At 53.4% G+C, this 16,942-nt stretch carries 19 protein-coding genes; 4 read left to right on the forward strand and 15 right to left on the reverse strand.

Translation table 11 applies throughout. From position 1 onward, the window contains the following. Nucleotides 1-19 precede the first annotated feature (19 nt). Nucleotides 20-472, forward strand: a complete 453-nt coding sequence (locus tag DQG23_RS20280) for a hypothetical protein (protein WP_113032702.1) — start codon at nt 20-22, stop codon at nt 470-472. Nucleotides 473-692: 220 nt separating this feature from the next. On the opposite strand, the gene DQG23_RS20285 is transcribed toward DQG23_RS20280, so the two are convergent. The 4 genes from DQG23_RS20285 to desA all read right to left on the reverse strand — a co-directional run bounded on the left by DQG23_RS20285 (nt 693) and on the right by desA (nt 4,739). Then, a complete protein-coding gene (locus tag DQG23_RS20285) occupies nt 693-1,475 on the reverse strand; it encodes a YheC/YheD family protein (protein ID WP_113032703.1) in 783 nt (260 codons plus the stop codon). A gap of 147 nt (nt 1,476-1,622) precedes the next feature. Beyond that, complete coding sequence (locus DQG23_RS20290; protein ID WP_113032704.1) at nt 1,623-2,801, reverse strand: NAD(P)/FAD-dependent oxidoreductase; 1,179 nt, start codon at nt 2,799-2,801, stop codon at nt 1,623-1,625. A 36-nt stretch (nt 2,802-2,837) separates the two neighbouring features. Further along, nucleotides 2,838-3,281, reverse strand: a complete 444-nt coding sequence (locus DQG23_RS20295; RefSeq protein ID WP_113032705.1) for a helical membrane plugin domain-containing protein — start codon at nt 3,279-3,281, stop codon at nt 2,838-2,840. 420 nt (nt 3,282-3,701) lie between these two features. Further along, a complete protein-coding gene (gene desA, locus DQG23_RS20300) occupies nt 3,702-4,739 on the reverse strand; it encodes a Delta(5) desaturase DesA (protein WP_113032706.1) in 1,038 nt (345 codons plus the stop codon). Between the two features lie 334 nt (nt 4,740-5,073). On the opposite strand from desA, the gene DQG23_RS20305 reads away from it, so the two are divergent. Further along, the gene (locus DQG23_RS20305) at nt 5,074-6,114 is read left to right on the forward strand and encodes an LLM class flavin-dependent oxidoreductase (protein WP_113032707.1); all 1,041 of its coding nucleotides are present in this window, start codon (nt 5,074-5,076) and stop codon (nt 6,112-6,114) included. A gap of 204 nt (nt 6,115-6,318) precedes the next feature. Here DQG23_RS20305 and DQG23_RS20310 read toward each other — a convergent pair whose 3' ends face one another. The 7 genes from DQG23_RS20310 to DQG23_RS20340 all read right to left on the reverse strand — a co-directional run bounded on the left by DQG23_RS20310 (nt 6,319) and on the right by DQG23_RS20340 (nt 11,108). After that, nucleotides 6,319-6,783, reverse strand: coding sequence for a hypothetical protein (locus tag DQG23_RS20310; protein WP_113032708.1), 465 nt, complete (start codon nt 6,781-6,783; stop codon nt 6,319-6,321). A gap of 262 nt (nt 6,784-7,045) precedes the next feature. Beyond that, on the reverse strand, nt 7,046-7,357 hold the full coding sequence (locus DQG23_RS20315) for an MGMT family protein (RefSeq protein WP_113032709.1): 312 nt from the start codon (nt 7,355-7,357) through the stop codon (nt 7,046-7,048). A 120-nt stretch (nt 7,358-7,477) separates the two neighbouring features. Beyond that, the gene (locus DQG23_RS20320) at nt 7,478-7,807 is read right to left on the reverse strand and encodes a winged helix-turn-helix domain-containing protein (protein ID WP_113032710.1); all 330 of its coding nucleotides are present in this window, start codon (nt 7,805-7,807) and stop codon (nt 7,478-7,480) included. Further along, on the reverse strand, nt 7,800-8,429 hold the full coding sequence (locus DQG23_RS20325) for a hypothetical protein (RefSeq protein WP_113032711.1): 630 nt from the start codon (nt 8,427-8,429) through the stop codon (nt 7,800-7,802). The genes DQG23_RS20320 and DQG23_RS20325 overlap by 8 nt, the downstream gene beginning before the upstream one ends. Before the next feature lie 40 nt (nt 8,430-8,469). Next, entirely contained in the window at nt 8,470-9,216 is a 747-nt protein-coding gene (locus DQG23_RS20330; protein ID WP_113032712.1) for an ABC transporter permease, read from the reverse strand. Beyond that, on the reverse strand, nt 9,213-10,136 hold the full coding sequence (locus tag DQG23_RS20335; protein WP_113032713.1) for an ABC transporter ATP-binding protein: 924 nt from the start codon (nt 10,134-10,136) through the stop codon (nt 9,213-9,215). The genes DQG23_RS20330 and DQG23_RS20335 overlap by 4 nt, the downstream gene beginning before the upstream one ends. Before the next feature lie 219 nt (nt 10,137-10,355). Beyond that, entirely contained in the window at nt 10,356-11,108 is a 753-nt protein-coding gene (locus DQG23_RS20340; RefSeq protein ID WP_113032714.1) for an SDR family NAD(P)-dependent oxidoreductase, read from the reverse strand. Nucleotides 11,109-11,317: 209 nt separating this feature from the next. Between DQG23_RS20340 and DQG23_RS20345 the strand changes: the two genes are divergently transcribed. Then, nucleotides 11,318-11,980 (forward strand): TetR/AcrR family transcriptional regulator, encoded by a 663-nt coding sequence (locus tag DQG23_RS20345; protein WP_113032715.1) that lies wholly within the window; start codon nt 11,318-11,320, stop codon nt 11,978-11,980. Nucleotides 11,981-12,030: 50 nt separating this feature from the next. Then, nucleotides 12,031-12,462: an ester cyclase gene (locus DQG23_RS20350; RefSeq protein WP_113032716.1), complete on the forward strand. Its 432-nt coding sequence runs from the start codon at nt 12,031-12,033 to the stop codon at nt 12,460-12,462. A gap of 162 nt (nt 12,463-12,624) precedes the next feature. Here DQG23_RS20350 and DQG23_RS20355 read toward each other — a convergent pair whose 3' ends face one another. The 4 genes from DQG23_RS20355 to DQG23_RS20370 are packed head-to-tail and all read right to left on the reverse strand — an operon-like array spanning nt 12,625 to nt 16,941. Beyond that, entirely contained in the window at nt 12,625-13,491 is an 867-nt protein-coding gene (locus tag DQG23_RS20355; protein ID WP_113032717.1) for an STM4011 family radical SAM protein, read from the reverse strand. Continuing rightward, on the reverse strand, nt 13,488-14,858 hold the full coding sequence (locus tag DQG23_RS20360; protein WP_113032718.1) for an STM4012 family radical SAM protein: 1,371 nt from the start codon (nt 14,856-14,858) through the stop codon (nt 13,488-13,490). The genes DQG23_RS20355 and DQG23_RS20360 overlap by 4 nt, the downstream gene beginning before the upstream one ends. 29 nt (nt 14,859-14,887) lie before the next feature. Further along, nucleotides 14,888-15,673: an STM4013/SEN3800 family hydrolase gene (locus DQG23_RS20365; RefSeq protein WP_113032719.1), complete on the reverse strand. Its 786-nt coding sequence runs from the start codon at nt 15,671-15,673 to the stop codon at nt 14,888-14,890. After that, nucleotides 15,670-16,941, reverse strand: coding sequence for an STM4014 family protein (locus tag DQG23_RS20370; protein WP_192894613.1), 1,272 nt, complete (start codon nt 16,939-16,941; stop codon nt 15,670-15,672). The genes DQG23_RS20365 and DQG23_RS20370 overlap by 4 nt, the downstream gene beginning before the upstream one ends. Nucleotide 16,942: the final 1 nt, after the last annotated feature.

Consider the following 16,942-nt stretch of genomic DNA (forward strand, 5'->3'; position numbering starts at 1 on the left):
GGTGAGGAGGAATTCACGAATGAGACCCTTAGTGGAAACGGCCTGGCATCCGGTTACCGATCAGGCTGAGATCCAACCGGCCGCTATAAAGCGGCTAACGGGGGCGGCAGCCGATAGACTTGAAGTCATGTGCTCGGCTATCGCATTCGCAATTTTGGCGGTCATCATGTTCCTGGAGATCAACCTGATGCCGCATCGAACGACATTAAACCGGGTTATGCGGGTTCGCAGCGCCAAGGGAGATGAAATCGGCACGGCCCTTAAGCAAGCCACCGGCCGGGAACCGACGATGCTTGGCAGCAAGGAAGAAGGCGACGGAACCATCGTATACGCCCTGCAAATCGATATTTACCGCCTGGAAGAAAGCACGTTGAAAGACGTTATTTATGCCATCGACCCCGATGCCGTCATAGACATGCTGCCTCAATACTCCGTTTACAGGGGCGGCCGCCCTACCGACAAGCACCGGTAAAGCAACCGCATAACATGCAGATCAACCACAGTCATCCGCAATACCGCCAGAAAGACGGCCGAGGGAGTGCGACCGAGTACGGTGTGCCGGCGGAAAACAACCGGAACTCCGTGCGGGAGCATCGGCGGAGTGCCGTAGAAAAGCCGGCGGGACCAAGCATCGACGGAATTCCGGCAAAACGCCGGCAGGATGCCGACGGAAATCGGAGCGAGCCTCATGGCTAGCGTCCGTTGTCGTATCTGCCGTAGCTTCGGGCATATTCCGCCATCCGGTCGTACGCCCTTCGATCCAGCTTCTTCAGCGGATGGTATTGTGGATGATTGGAGTTGACCTCCAATATCCATAATCGGCCATTGCGGTCATAAGCAAAATCAATCCCCATCTCGTGCATGCCCGAGCGCATCCGGCTCAATACCCTTGATACTTGCAGCGCTTTGGCGGTCAAGTAGTACGTGCGGGAACGACGCGCCGAAGAAGAAAGCCTCTTTTGCTTTAACAAATTTTGCAGCGTTACGATTTTGCCTCCCTGATAGTAGTTCGTCACGATTTTGTATGGAGCCCCTACCTTCGCCATAATTCCGGTGCAGGTCCACGAACCGCCCGGCTTACGCTGAACCATGGCGCGCAAATCATAAGGTCGTCCATTCACCCGATCCAGCCAAACTGCTTGCTGAACGATCATCCTGCCTTGACGCTGCGCCTTCATATGCCGATACAACGACGACAGCGTACCGAAGCGGCGCCGCAGTTGGCTCCGTTTCCGCGTAGACAGGAGCTCGTAACCGCCAATTAATCGCGTCATTCTGTGCACGCCGATCCCCATGGACCCTACATCCGGCTTGATGTAGAGCGATTTGTATCTCCCCGCCATGCTTCTCAGATTCGGCTCCGTTAAGGAAACCGTGTGCGGAACAAGCCGTTTCAGCGCCCCTGTGGCGGACAAATAACGGCAAACGCGCTGCTTGCCCCGTATTTTTGCGCTTGCATAATTCTTTTTGTACAAAGGAACCACCTCGGTACGGTATATGAATCTCGCACGTAAAGGAATTGTACGTTTGCTCCGTATCGGTCAATATGGGTTAATAAAAAGCCGCCCCCAAACCCGTAGGATTTGGAGACAGCTCTGCTCAAAGAAGACGTATGTTATGTTCTAGTATACCAAGGAGAACAGGCCGTTGATGTGGGACAAGTAACGCACGTTGCTCGCCTCTTTCATCAGGGACGCCGGCGTACCTTTCAGCTTCAGCTGGCTGCCGCCGATCGTGCCGATCGCATCTTTGCGGCCCAAGCTTGCAAGCGTACCGGAGAATACCGGCTTGAATTCCTTCATCGGCAAGCCTTTCTCAGCCGCAAACAGGTTGTAGCCGACCGTTTCGCCCATTTGCCATGCGATTTGCGCGCTAGGCGGGTATGGACGGCCTTCCGGACTCATCACGACCGCGCTGTCTCCGGCCAGGAATACTTCCGGATGCGAAGTCGACTGCAGCGTAGGCGTAACCGTAGCGCGTCCGCGGTTTACTTCGATGCCGCAGTTTGCCACTACCGTATTGCCCGTAACGCCGCCCGTCCAAACAAGCGTATTCGTTTCGATCGTCGTGCCGTCCTTCAGCATAACGTTCGTGCCTTGCACTTCCGTAACGGCAACGCCTGTCAATACCTTCACGCCGCGCTTCTCCAGGCTTGTTTTGGCGCGCTCGATCAGATCCGGAGCGAAGCCTGTCAAAATGTTCGGGCCGGCTTCTACGCAATAAAGCGTTATGTCGTTGAAGTCTACGCCTTTGGAAAGGCAAACCGACGGAAGCGTATCGACCATTTCGCCGATCAGCTCGATGCCGGAAAGACCGCCGCCGCCGATGACGAACGTAGCGTCCGCTTTATTTTGGGATTTGCTGTAAGCTTCGATGCGAGCTTCGACATGCGCGCGGATGTTGTTTGCGTCCTCGATCGATTTCAGCGTAAAGCTGTTCTCTTCCAAGCCCGGAATGCCGAAGAACGCCGTTTCGCTGCCGAGGGCAACGATCAGCGAATCATAGCTCAACATGAGACCGCTGTTCAATTGAACGGTTTTTTGACCCAATTGAATGCTTTCCACCGTATCGATTTTCAGGTCGATGTTTTTGCCGCGCAGCAGCTTGTCCAGAGGAAGTCCTACATTCTTCTCGTTCAATCCGCCGACGGCCAAACGGTGAAGCTCGGTCACGATTTGATGAAATGGCGTACGGTTTACGACCGTAATCGCCGCTTCCTCGGAAGTCAAATATTTACGCGCCGTCAAAGCGGTCAACAAACCGCCGTACCCGCCGCCGATGATTAAAATTTGCTTAGCCATGCTGATCCTCCATTCGAGTGGACACTTCGTGCCGGATTACCCTTGTTTTTTGTTCTCCGCCATTACAGTCAAGAAAGCTTGCGAGAAACGAAGCATGCTTTGGACTTGCGGATCCTTCAGCATTTTGAGAATGCCGAAAAGACCGATCGTTGCATTCTCGGTTTGCGCTGCACGGTCGCTTGCTTCAACCGCAGCGGCAGCGATACCTTTGGCTTTCTCTTGGATCGGCTTCACGAATTCGTCCAAGCCGCCCTTCAAATCGTCGATCAGCACGCGATCGTTTGCTACGGTAGCCGCGATGTCGTATGCTTTAGTAAGCAGCGCCACCAGCTCGGCCAGCTTCGGAAGGTTTTCAACCAGCTCCGTAAGCGATCTTTGAATTTCCGGCTTCATCAGCTGATCAAGCACGTCCAGCTGCTCCCCGCGTGCGGCCACTGCTGTGGTTTCGCTCGGCGGTTGTTGAGTCAATGTTTCTGACATGGTAAATCCTCCTTTGCATTGCGTATGTGTCTGATTTTCGTTACCTTTTGAAGCGATCCCCTTGTACCGTCTTTTAGCGATCAAGTCCTAATCTGTTTCCAGCGCAGAAACTTTTTTGTGAACATTTTCACACATTATAAAAAGAAACGTTCCAAGGCTCATCGTCTTCTGACCTCTTCATTCTAATCCTTCCCAGGCAAAACTACAAAGTAAAATTTTTCTTGATAACGCATACATTAATAATTTTTTCGTTTATTTTTCCAAGCGAGGTTTTTACAGTAAAGCCGTACCTCCAGACGATCGAGAAATCGGCGGCATTGCGCTAATTATTGCCCCTCAAAGCCAAAATCATTCATGCCCGGCGCTTGAAAAAAAGACCGGGAAAGCCGCTGGTTGCACAGGCTCTCCGGTCTTTGCAGGTTATTCCCCTACGGATTTGATTTTCGGCACTACAAGCGGCTTTGTCTTCCGCCTTCTAATCTGCCTAAATCCGATGAATGTCTTGCTCTGCTCGTCCCAGAGACGGAATCGGAGAGAGCGCAAGCTCGACAGTAAAGTGATTGCCGGTACCTTATGAAGGAAAGCGTTCGTATCGTGCACCTTCTCCAAATGATAGTTGGGTACCCGCGGACTCAAATGATGCACGTGATGGAATCCGATATTCCCGGTTATCCAATGCAGTATTTTCGGCAGCTTGTAGAAAGAGCTTCCTTGTATGGCAGCCATGACGTAATCCCATTCCTCTTCGTGCTCGAAATACGTATCTTCGAATTGATGCTGCACGTAAAACAGCCAGATGCCCGATATGCCTGAAATAAGGAAAATTGGGCCTTGAATCATAAGAAACGCCTGCCAGCCGATCGCCCAGCAAAGCAGTCCGGCTATAGTTGCGATTCCAATATTCGTAATATAGGTGTTGATCCGCTCTTTGGTGGAGGCTTTCCTGCGGTTGAATCTATAGTCGATAAGGAAAATATAAATAGGACCGAGACCGAACATAAAGACCGGATTGCGATACATCCGGTAAACGAGCCGCCGCCACCACGGCATCGCTATATATTCGTTCACCGTCAGCGTCCAAACATCCCCTGTCCCCCGCTTGTCCAAGTTACTGCTGGTCGCATGATGAACGGAGTGCGTGTGCCGCCACTGGTTGTACGGGCAGCAGGTGAGGATGCCGGTTATCGTCCCGACAACCGCGTTCGCCGTTCGGCTTCGGAAAAACGACCGGTGACAGCAATCATGGAAAATAATAAAAATCCGGATTAAGAACCCGCCTGCGGGAATTGTCAGGGCTAAGGTTAGCCAATAAGAAACGGATAAACATAAATATGCGCCGTACCACAACAAAAAAAACGGGATCAGCGTATTGATCATTTGCCATACGCTCGATTTGATAAGGGGCTTCTCGTAAGGGGCAATATTATCTTTCCAACCATTATGCTCTTCACGCTGCATCTAGCCGATACTTCCTCTCTTCGGATCCGTAATGTCTAAAACGTTTGCATGGATTCCGAATCAAGGTGGAGCTGACTCATGCCCATCTACGTTATTACGCTGGAACTGACGAAATGTTTCAAAAAAAATCATGCAAAATAAGGATATCTGTTCAAATGGCCGATATTCGCCTATTTTTGCGATTTTCGGCTTGGCGCCATTGGAAGTATATAATATATATCAACTAACTAAAAAGCGAACGCTTGTATTTTTTCATGTGATATCTAATAATAACTAATAGAGACGTTTACCGTCTTGCATGGCACCAACCAATCGGTTAGGAGGACTCATTACGATGAATGAAAACCAACCTGCACATAAAGAAACGAAATCGCTCGGCGAAATCCCGATTTCCATCCTGGATCTCGCTCCGGTTATCGTCGGCGGCACGCCGGCGGATTCCTTCCGGCGCTCGCTCGACCTTGCTCAGCATGCCGAGCAATGGGGTTACAAGCGGTATTGGCTTGCCGAGCATCATAATATGCCGGGGATCGCGAGCTCGGCCACATCCTTGGTGATAGGCCATATCGCAGCCGGCACCAGCAGCATTCGCGTCGGCTCCGGGGGAATCATGCTGCCGAACCATGCTCCGTTGGTCATTGCCGAGCAATTCGGTACGCTCGAATCGATGTACCCGGGCCGTATCGATCTGGGACTGGGCCGTGCCCCGGGCTCCGATCAGCCCGCAGCCCGCGCTCTGCGACGAGGCCTTGGCAGCGACGGTCATGATTTTCCCGAGCTGTTAAGCGAGCTTCGCGGTTACCTGAATCCGTCGCAGTACCAAGGCGTCCCCGGCGTTCGGGCCATCCCGGGCGAAGGCTTGAACATCCCGATCTGGCTGCTCGGGTCAAGCGGCTTCAGCGCACAGCTGGCCGGCCAGCTCGGATTGCCGTTTGCGTTTGCAAGCCATTTTGCCCCGGACTATTTGCTGCCAGCTTTGGATTTGTATCGCAGCAGCTTCCGTCCTTCGGAGGTGCTGGATAAGCCGCATGTTATGGTCGGCATCAATATCATTACGGCCGATACCGACGAAGAAGCGCGCCGGTTGGCTACCTCGCAGCAGCAGCAGTTTCTGAACATCGTCCGCGGACGTCCGGGCATGTTGAACCCGCCGGTTGACAGTATGGAGCCGCTATGGACCCCGCAGGAAAAGGCGTATGTCCATAACTCCTTGCGTTTCTCCGTCGCCGGAAGCAAAGACACCGTACGGGAGCGGCTGCAGGTTCTCCTGGAGCAAACGGGAGCCGACGAATGGATTGTCGCCGGACAAATTTATGACCATCAGGCCCGCTTGAAATCGTATCACTTGCTGTCGAAAGCCGTTAAAGAGGGCTAACCTTCTGCCGGCATCGTTCTAGCAGGCTGCTCTGCTTTAAGAGCGAAATGAGTGAACAAATAAGCTTCCAGTCCCACTTTCGCCTTTCGCAGTGGGATTGGAAGCTTATTTTATATTTCGGGGCAGCCCTATTCATTTATATCGCTTATCTTTCGCTCATCCCGCTTAGCTTACCGCTGCACATTCGTTACGCATTAGCAGCTATTAGACCGGACTCGCTATTTTGCTCCATTCGGGGTATTCTTCCAAATACCCGTATTGACCCAGCTCCTTCAGCGCCCTGCGGATGCTATGTTCGTCCTCGCCCGACTCGCTCGAGAGCTCCAGCAATTCGTCGATATTCCCGTTCGGGTTCTCCTTGCAAAATGCGAGCAATCCCTTCGCCGCCCACGATAACCGGTCGTCCTGAAAATCGCCGATCATCTGGCGGTATATTTTATTCGTTAGCAGCTTGACCTCTACAAGCGTTTGCAAACCTCTCAACACCTGCTTGACGTTCATGCGGCCCAGCCGTGCTATATCGGAAACTTCCGGCAAATGCGCTTCCGAGGAGCAGCTTTTTAACACGATATATGTCATTTGGGAATAAATATCCAATTCCGGTTGATGGAAAATGTCGTTCGAAACCAAAAAACTGCGTGCATGTTCACTAGCCTGTCCGCCAGTCATTCAAAGTCCCCCTTGATCAGATTATGGAAGAACGTATTCCTCCGATTCAAAAGAGTTCGCAAGCTCCCTGCAGTCTGGGAGGGTGATCAACGATTGCCCACAAATTCCCACATCTCCGATCGCTTGTTCGGCAGCTAACAGAACATCATGAAAAATCGGATTTTTGACTCCCGGTATGAAATGAAGCGAAACCTTCAGACACTAAAAACCGCCAAGAGAAGTTCTCTCGGCGGTTCTATTATTCCGGACAGTCAATGGGGCGCTAGCTTTCCGGCATGAACCGGAATCTTTCCAGCTCGATCCGGCCATTTTCGTCTACGGAGACCCCTTCTTGCTCCAAATACATCGCCTGCAAAAACCGCGATTCCTCGTTCTGAATGGCGATTTCCCCTTTGGCGTTGACCACCCGGTGCCACGGCAGCTTATGCGCTCCGCTTGACGAATGTAAAATACGCACAACTTGCCTTGCTCCTCTCGGGCTCCCCGCTTCCTTCGCGATTTGCCCGTAAGTCATGACATTGCCTTCCGGGATGCCTTTAATAATTTCGATGACCCGCAGCGTAAAGGGTTCCATCCGACTCCTCCTTGTCCTCTTGCACCGCCGCAAACGCCGGGTAGCTTTATGCCGGCTATCCGCCGAACAGCCCGTTATACAACGGAGGGCATAGGAACGCCCCGCACCCGCGACAACCGCTTATTTTTGATCCGGCTTGGGAATTGCCGCCTGCGCCATGCGAATGATCCTCTCCAGCCCCTCGATATACTGCCGGAACATGTCCATCCCTAGCTCCGTCGACGTGCAAATGGTTTTCGGACGTCTTCCGGCGAACGTTTTGGTCACTTGAATATAACCCGCTTCTTCCAAAACGCGAATGTGGTTGCCGAGATTGCCTTCCGTCATTTGAAGCTCTTTGCGCAAAAAAACGAAATCGCACGCCTTGTGGACGGCCAGCAAGCTCATGATTCCAAGCCGCGCTTTGGCATGTATGGTATCGTCAATGGCGTCCAGTATATTCTCATTCATGGTATCTCCCTCGCCGCTTCAGAAGCAAGCCCGTTACCACGATACTTCCGCCGCCGAGCAGGCCCAGCACGAGATATTGATAATCGAGGAAAAACAGCCGGGTCAATGCCGATAAGGCGATAAACCAGATGCCGAGAATAACGGTTCCTTTGCCCGCCAGAGGCGCCAACGAAACATAAGAAACACCGAGAAGCATCATCCAGAATAAAGCCGCGTAATCCATTTCTACAATTCCCATGGCCATCATCAAACAGCCCGACAACAACACCATGACAAAAGGAAGCCAAAACATCCACCCGTACGAGCCGCCCTCCTGTACGGCAGCGCTTCGGGATTGTTTGATACCCGCAAGGGCGGAAAGCGCACCGCCGATGACGGCGCCGACGGACCAGAACCAAATCGGCCAAACGGTATCGTTTACCTGCATCCCGACCAAACCCAGCATGATGTAGGTGCCCCATATGAATAAATAAGGAGGAGATCGATCAAGCTTACTCATATTTCTGGCAATGAGCCGCTTCATATATGCGATATCCTGCAGCGCCTGCTGCGAAGCTTGGCCTGCTGAGCCTTCTTCTTTCGTTTGCAGCGAGGATGCGGAATCGCCGGTATTTCCATTCATTCGTAACACTCCTCGGTCTCGCGGAGAATAGATTGGAACATTAATTCTCCCATCTAAAAAGCAAAAACGCAAGCGCGACGCATACCGCCGCAAAGCCGGCAAGCACCGCAAGCTCGACTCCGAACGCCGTCAAGGCGCTCCCCTGCCACACGCCCTGCGCTAAATCCACGAAATAGGTCATCGGAATCCATTCGCTGATCCGCTGCATAAACGGCGGATAAATCGTTACCGGCATCGCAACCCCGGATAAGAACAGGAACGGGAAGAAAACGACCATGGCCAAGCCGCTCGCTCCTCCGGCGGTTCTCGTCAATCCGGACATCGCGAATCCGAGGCTAAAGAAGCCGATGCAGCCGAACAGCAAGCAAAGGAAAAGCGTGAGCAGGCCGGAAGCGGAAACCGGGATATCCCAAACGATTTTGGCGACCGCGATAATTTCTATTGCGCCGACGAGAACCAGAAAAACGCCTTGTACGGCGTGCGATGCGAGAACGGCAGACGCCCTCAGCGGACTGACCCGAAATCTTCTTAGCACGCCGTTCTCCCGCTGCGTAATCATGTTGATATTAAGCGTGAATACCGAAACGGACATGACATTCATAACGCACAGCGCGGGCACATACGATTCGATGTATCTGGTGCCTGGCGCGGCGACGGGCTGATCTCCGAAAATAGAGCCGAATATGAGCAGCATCAGAACCGGATAAACCAGCAGCCAAAAAATCGTCAGCCAATCGCGGAAATAAAGCCGGAAATCGAAGGCAATCAGCTTCAAAAGGCCGCTCATTCCGTATTCCCCCTCTCCTGTGCAGTCAATTTGCTGAAAACGTCGTTCATCGACGCATCCTCCAATCGAAGCCCGCTCACCAGCCAATCCTCTTGAGCCGCCAACTGAAAAAGCCCCTTCAACGTTTGATCCATGTCGTCGGAATGGAGCTTTACCAGATCCGTCCCCCATTCGACGTGTACGACATGAGCTAACGCCGATAACGTCTCCTTCGCCGCCCGCACGTCGGTTTTAAAGCTGATTCGCTTAGTCCCTCCCAGCTGAGCGATCAAGTTCTTAGGCGTATCGAGTGCGATCAGCCGCCCTTTGTCGATGACGGCCACCCTGTCGCAAAGCGTTTCCGCCTCCTCCATGTAATGGGTCGTTACGACAATCGTTCGTCCGTCATCCCTTAGCCGGTGAATGATGTTCCACATTTCGCCGCGCGCATTCGGGTCGAGTCCCATGCTCGGTTCGTCGAGGAAGACAATTTCGGGATCGTTAATCAGAGCGAGCGCCAGCGACACCCGCTGCTTCCATCCGCCCGACAAAGATTTCACGTAGGCATTCTGCTTGTCCTCAAGCCCCAGAAACCGCGTGATTTCATGAGGATCGACGGATTTCTTATAGAACGAAGCGAATAAAGCGAAAACCTCCTTCACTTTGGCCCGTTCGGGTATGGACGTAGATTGAAGCAGAACGCCTATGCGCTGCTTGATTTCGTCCGCATGCTTGCGGACATCCTTGCCGAGCACTGTCGCCGATCCGCTGTCAGCGAGCCGCAAGCCCTCGATGATTTCGATTAGCGTCGTTTTGCCCGCTCCGTTCGGGCCGACGATGCCGAAGATCTCGCCTTTGCCGATTGTAATCGTCATATCGTCAAGCGCCACTTTAGAGCCATAGTGCTTTCTCACATTATCCAGCTTGATAACGGTTTGCAAGGTACCGCCCTCCTTTACTCTGGATTTCAGAGTAATCTATTTTAAGGATTAATTCAATCTGAAAAAAACGAAACGATAAGCGACTTCGCCGCCCTTACCGGAAGAAGAGCGCGTTTCCCGAGGTTTAGAGCCGCTTCCACGATATCCTTCGATAAACCAAAAAAACCTTCAGCTCCGCTTGACGCGCGGAACTGAAGGTTTCTCGCCGATATAAAGCTTTTACTTCGCGGTAACGCCGCCATCGACAGGCAGCTCGACGCCGGTAAGATAAGACGATGCGTCGGAAGCCAGGAACAACACCGCCTCCGCCACCTCGGAAGCTCGTCCGACCCTTGGAAGCGCCGTCTGCGACAGGAACCATTGCAGCATCTGTTCGTTATTGACGAACTCGGCGCTCATCGGCGTTTCGATGAATCCCGGGTGAACCGAATTGACGCGGATGTTGTCCTTGCCGAAATCGACGGCGGCCGCTTTGGTCAGCATGCGGACACCGCCTTTGGAGGCTGTATAAGCGCCTGCGCCGCTGCTGCCGGTCAAGCCTGCGATCGAGGAAATGTTGACGATGGAGCCGCCATTATTCGCCTGCATATGCGGAATAACGTGCTTCATGCCAAGGAAGGTACTCGTCAGGTTAATGTTCATCACTTTATTCCATTGCTCCACAGTCGTGTCCAATAACCCCGCGGCATGAGAAATGCCCGCATTGTTGACCAGCGCGTCGATTTTGCCGTATTGCTGAACCGTGCCTTCGATTACCTGAATCCAATCCTCTTCCGAAGCGACATTATGCGCGAAAGCCATCGCTTCCCCGCCGCTTGTCTCAATTTCCTTGACGACGGCTTGTACGGCGGCTGCGTTGATATCGGTCGCCACCACTTTGGCTCCTTCTTTGGCGAACAAAAGAGCTTCCTCGCGTCCCATGCCGCTTCCCGCACCGGTAATAATCGCTACTTTATTAGTCAACCGTGCCATATTCAACTCTCCTTTGAAGGTTTTATTTTGACCCATGGCTATACGAACCGCTTGTTGAAAAACACAAATGATAGTTTAACTATCATTATGATTATTATTATATCACCACGAAAGCGGGAACTCAATTTCCTTCTTGCGGAAGGAATAAGCGGACGATATAATACTCATAATTCAAATACCGGTTGCGGTAAAAGAAAGGATCGACCTTCATGGATCCGAAAGCAAGGTACGAGAAAGAACGGTTCGCCGGCAAGCAGCAGCGCTTAATCGATATTCTTGCGGCTGCCGAGCGCGTTTTTACTCAAAAGGGAATCGAAAAAACGACGATGCAGGACATCGCCAAAGATGCGAACATCGGGATCGCGACCGTTTTTCGGTATTTCCCCAAAAAGGAAAAGCTGATCGTAGCGGTTGCCACAAATATGCTCGAGCCGATGCTGGACGCCTTCCGTTCCATCGCCGACATGCCCGTATCTTGCTTGGAAAAGCTCGACCGGCTGTTCGATTTCTTCATTTCGTCGCTCGAGGAACGCAGCAATTCAAGCACCAAGTTTATGGAGGATTTCGACAGCTACGCCGCTCATTCGCCCGAGCCCCTGGAAGATATAGCCCAATTCAATGAGCTGAACCGCAAAATTTCGCACGAATACGCAAGAATCATACAAGACGGGATTCAGGACGGCTCGCTTCGTTCCGACCTTCCGGTCAGAGAGACGCTGACTACCGTGGTCAATACATTCGGCCTCTTCTCCAGAAAGCTGTCGCTGCAGCAAAACATTTTAATGCTCGAGTCCGATCTGGAGCCCGGGCACCAGCTTGCTATCCTGAAAAAAATACTGATCGAACATCTTAAAAGGGGCAGTTTGGATTAAAACCACCTATAACTATGAACGTTTTAGGTTAATAAGTTGGGGGGTTGTTTATGACGCCGGAACAAATTGTTAGAACATTTTTTGAAGAAGTACGATCGGGTAAACAGCCTGATTATTCAAATCAGTTAATGGAAGAACGAGTGTTAGCACATCAAATCGTATCTGAAGAAGAACAAACGGTATTGAGAACGCCTGAAGATTATGCTGAACACGTAAGAGAAATGAAAGAAGCATACGGTAATTTTTCTATAGAAATTCAAGAATTAATAGCAGACGGAAATAAAGTATATGTACGTTGGAAACAAATCGGTACGCACGTAGGAGAAATTGACGGATACAAACCTACAGGGCTTCCGGTAATACAATTGGCAAGTGCGGTATATAAAATAGAAAATGAAAAAATTTCAGAGTATTGGATTCAGATAGATAGGTTAGGCATTCAAAAACAATTAGCGTACAACAAAACTATTAAAAATGTTTAAAGAGGGGCTGTCCCAAAAGGGCACGCTCAAGTGATCGTATCCCATAAACGATGTGAAAAAACCTTCAAAACCACTATCTTAGTGGAAATGAAGGTTCTTTTGATACACGAATTCAAGTGTGAAGTGAAGCCGAAAATTCCGAAAACGACTTTTGGGACAGCCCTAGCCGGCCGAGCCGTTAACCGCGATTCGCTCCAGCAGGCCGCCGCCATATACGGTATCCAATTGCAGCTCGGGCATATGAATATAACCGATATAACAATCGCAGCATTTCATGCGGCATGCCCGTTTGGCCGACAAGCCCGTCAACCCGTCGCGGTACAAATGCCCGATCACGCTTCGATCCTTGTAGCAGCGCTTCACCAGGCCGGGACCTTGCACGTAAAACACGTCGTAGCCGGTATTGCAATCCCTGTCCATACTTGCGTAATCCTCGGCATTCCGGTCAAAATGCGGATCGATCCCGCGTAAAAACACGAAATCCGCTTCCGTATAATAATTTTTTTTATCCTTGAAGGCGTTAACCCACATGTAGACGTCGTCAGGCAGCGATCGCCGGAGCGACGACAAGGCGCCAAAGGCGCTTTTCACGCCCACGGAGCCTACGCTGAACGACAGCCCTTGCCGGTAAAGCGTCATGCACTGCTTGAGGAAAGCCGTTTCTCCCGTCTGCCCCGGATGATACGTCACCCAGAAAGCCGCTTTCCGCGCCTCCAGCTGTTCCACCCAATCCAGCCTGGCGGACAGGTTCGTCTGAATCGCCACCTTATCTACATGCTCCATATGCGACAATTCGATCATGGCTTCCCGGTACCAGCGATGGATCAGCCCTTCGCCGTACGGGTTGAAAAAGAGAGAGAGGCGATGCCCCTCATCCTTCTGTCGCCTAACCCAGTCCACAAATTCGCGGATCTGGGCGCGATCTTTGGCCAGCGTCTCGGCGCTGTCTTTGTTCTTGCTGAAGGGGCAATACGGGCAATCGTAATTGCAGGAGGACAAGCTGCCCCGGTAATAGACGGTCGCTTTCATGCAAATCCAAATCCCTCCATCCGCTCCCGCACCTCGGGCGAAATCAGCCAATCCCCGATCGCATCGGAATAAGCAAGCCCCTCGTCGGTCAGCCGCAGCTCTCCCTGCTCGACGACAGCCATTCCGCTTTGCAGCAGCATTTCCAGCTCCGGAAAATCGTTCCGCACATCGCTTCCGAAACGGTCCTTATATGCGGTAAACGCCAGTCCCTCACTATGCAAAACCGCCTTAAGCAAAAACCTCCGCTTCTGCTCCGCCTCATTCAGCACGAAGCCGTAGTCGGCCGTATCGTACCGCTCCGCCGCAACATAATCGGCGATAATGGAGGCGGTCGCTTGACGGTCTACCGCATAACGGGAGGCGTAGTGGAGATTGCGGGTGTACGAGCGGGCGCCGCAGCCCAGCCCGACCATCCCTTCCTCCTGACAGCCGTAGGGCAGAAGCGTTTTGGCTGACCCTTCGTCCTCCTTGGAGAACCTCCGCATCGAATGCTGGATGTAGCCCGATCGGCGCAGCAAGTCGCGTGCCGCAAAGTAACACTCCATACGCAGATCGCCGCCGCGCTTGCGGATATCCTCCGGCTTTACGATCGTTTGCTCCCGCGTATAAAGAGGATAGAGGAATATTTCCTCAGGGCCGTATGAAAGCGCCCGTTCGACCGAATAAAGCCACGAGTCCGCCGTCTGGCCCGGCAAGCCGTAGATGAGATCCAAATTAAGAATCGGGAACGGCTCCCGTTTAAGCAGCTCAAGCGCCCTCTCGACCTCAAGCGGCATCTGCGGCCGGTAAATGGCGGCGGCTTCCGCTTCGATGAAGCTTTGAATGCCCATGCTGACTCTGTCCACGCGCCGCTCTCTCAGAATGCGAAGCCGGTCCTCCGTGACGGTTTCCGGCGACGTTTCCACCGAAATCGAGGCTTTCTCCGGGTCCAGCCCCATTATCTCTTCGGCAATGTCAAAAAGCCGGTCCAGCAGCTCCGGTGCAAGCAGCGTCGGCGTCCCCCCGCCGATCGCAAAACGCGCAAACGGCTTATGGCTGACCAACGGCGCCCACTGCCGAGCTTGCCGTTCCAATGCATCGACGTACTGCAGATGCGCATCCCGCCTTTTATCGGGCAGCGTGAACAAATTGCAGAAGCCGCAGCGCGCGCCGCAGAACGGAATATGCATGTACAGGAAAAACGTCTCCGCCTGCTCCCCGCGCCACAGCTCCGAAAGCGGGACGCGCGGCTGCAGCTCACGGTAGGCCGTTTTATGCGGGTAAGAATACAAATAAGAGCGATAAGGATCGGAACGCAGACTTTCGCTCCAGCTTCGGATTGCCGAAGCGTCGCTAGCCGATTCCTTCTCATGAGAGGAAGGGTACATCTTACGTTCACATCCTTTCCTTCGGGCAATTATAAAATAAATTCGCGGTACGGCACGTTCCATACCGCTTCATGGGCCAGACGATGCCCTTCATAGCCGTCCTCGCCGTAGCAAGTGCCGTGATCGGAGAACGCCAGGCAAAACACCGGGCGACTCCGCTTCCGCAGCGCATCGAACAACCGCCCCAGCTGGCCGTCCACATACCGCAGTGCGGCGCGCTGCGTCTCCACGGAATCCTTTTTGGCGCCTTCGACGAAATAGTGATTGGGCCCATGTATCGCCGATACGTTCAGAAACAGAAACAAACGCTGCTCCTGCTCGGTCCGGTCAAGCAGCTTGAGCGCGTGATTGACTTGATGCTCCGTGGAGCGCGGATTGGTTACGCCGAACGTCATGCGCCAATAGCTTTCCTGAAAATAACCGGGGAGCACGCGGGCCAAAGGCACTTTTTTGGTGAAAAAAATGACGCCGCCGATACAAATCGTCCGGTACCCTTCCGCTTGAAGGCCGGAAACGATATCCGGGGTATCGAACAGCCACGTATGCGGATGCGTTTGGAATCCCGTGTTCTTGGAATGAAACAACCGGATATGCGTCGACTTGTCCGTCGTCGCGGGCGTCGGCAGAAATCCGCCGAAGAAGGCGTGATGCGCCGCATAAGTAAAGCTGCCCGGCGTATGCCGCTTCTCCCACGATCCGCCGCCGCATAAGTTCGGACAGTTCCGTTCTTCCAGAACGGCAGCGTCATAACGAAGCGTATCCAGCGTAATCATCACGATATCGTGGGAGCCGACAATCGCATTCATGTCCATCATGACAGTTCCCCCTTTCCTTCCGTTCCTTGTGCGGCAGCCGCTGTTGCCCGGCCTTGTCTGCGCCCGCCCAGCCGTTTCATCTCCCACGTATAAGGATCGCAGTCCTGATGATAGACATGATAAAGCAAGTCGCCGAACGGATTGACATCCACCGCATAGGGCCGATGCGACCCGCGGCTAACCAGAATATCGACTCCCGCAACGGTCGAGGATTTGAACGCTGCCAGCGCCCCGACTGCGCATTCCCTCACCGCGGCCTGCACCTCGTCGGATAGGCCTGCCGCCTCGGGACTCATGCGCTCGCTGCGCAGATGCAGGTTCGTAATCGGCGTCGAGCTGACTCGCGCGACGCTGTGGCAAGCCTCGCCGGCGACGACAAGCTGCCGGATATCGAACGCGCGATCTCCATGCGAGGCTTTGGCGATCCACTGCTCCACATGCGCGCCGTGGCGCAGAAGCCAGTCGAGAATCGGGCGAATTTCATTCCGCTTCGTATACCGCCGCAATTTCATCGAGTTGTAATAGATCGGCGGTCTGGACACATAATGCTCTGCGCCGACAGTCGTGATCGCAAGCTCCGCTCCGGTGGCCGGATTGATCTGATAGGCGACTACGCCGCAAGCTCCCGAACCGGAGGCCAGCTTTACGAACACACGGTGCATCCGTTCGCGAAGCATCGTTTCCCGCAGCGCTTCGCCGTTCGGTATGCTTTCCGGCGCGGCCAACGCCCGCGGCGTCGGAACGCCGGCTGCCGACAGCACCCGATGGGTGTGCCGTTTATCAAACATGCCGGCAATATCGCCGGGGGCATTGATCCACTCGGCTTCCGGCCAAAGCTCAGCCGCCTCGCTGTCGAGCTTGGCCAACAGGCGTCCGAAGCCGCGAAACCATTGGGAAGGATGATACAGCCTTCCCTTCTGTTCCTTCAAGGCCAAAGCGGCACCCGCCGACCATGGATCGGGATCGCGGATGCCGCCGAACGGCAGCAGGCGGTCGCTGCCTGTGCGATCGGGGGCACCGAGCGCAATCAGCTCCCGCTCGACTTCAAAATGCTCGCCCGGCGCATCCAGCCGCAGCAGCGGAGCGGCTGGGGCGGCGCAGCTCCCCAGCCCGCCTGCATGAGCCGCCGCTTCCAGTGAGACTCTGCCCTGGAGAAGATCAAGATAAGGCACGACGACCGCCGGAGGGAGGCCGAGCGCCGCCCTCGCCTTTTGCAGACCGGCCGTACGCCGATTCCCGGGATTTCCGATTACCAGCAATTGCTCCATC

This window comes from Paenibacillus contaminans (assembly GCF_003285015.1).
Classification (GTDB): domain Bacteria; phylum Bacillota; class Bacilli; order Paenibacillales; family NBRC-103111; genus Paenibacillus_V; species Paenibacillus_V contaminans.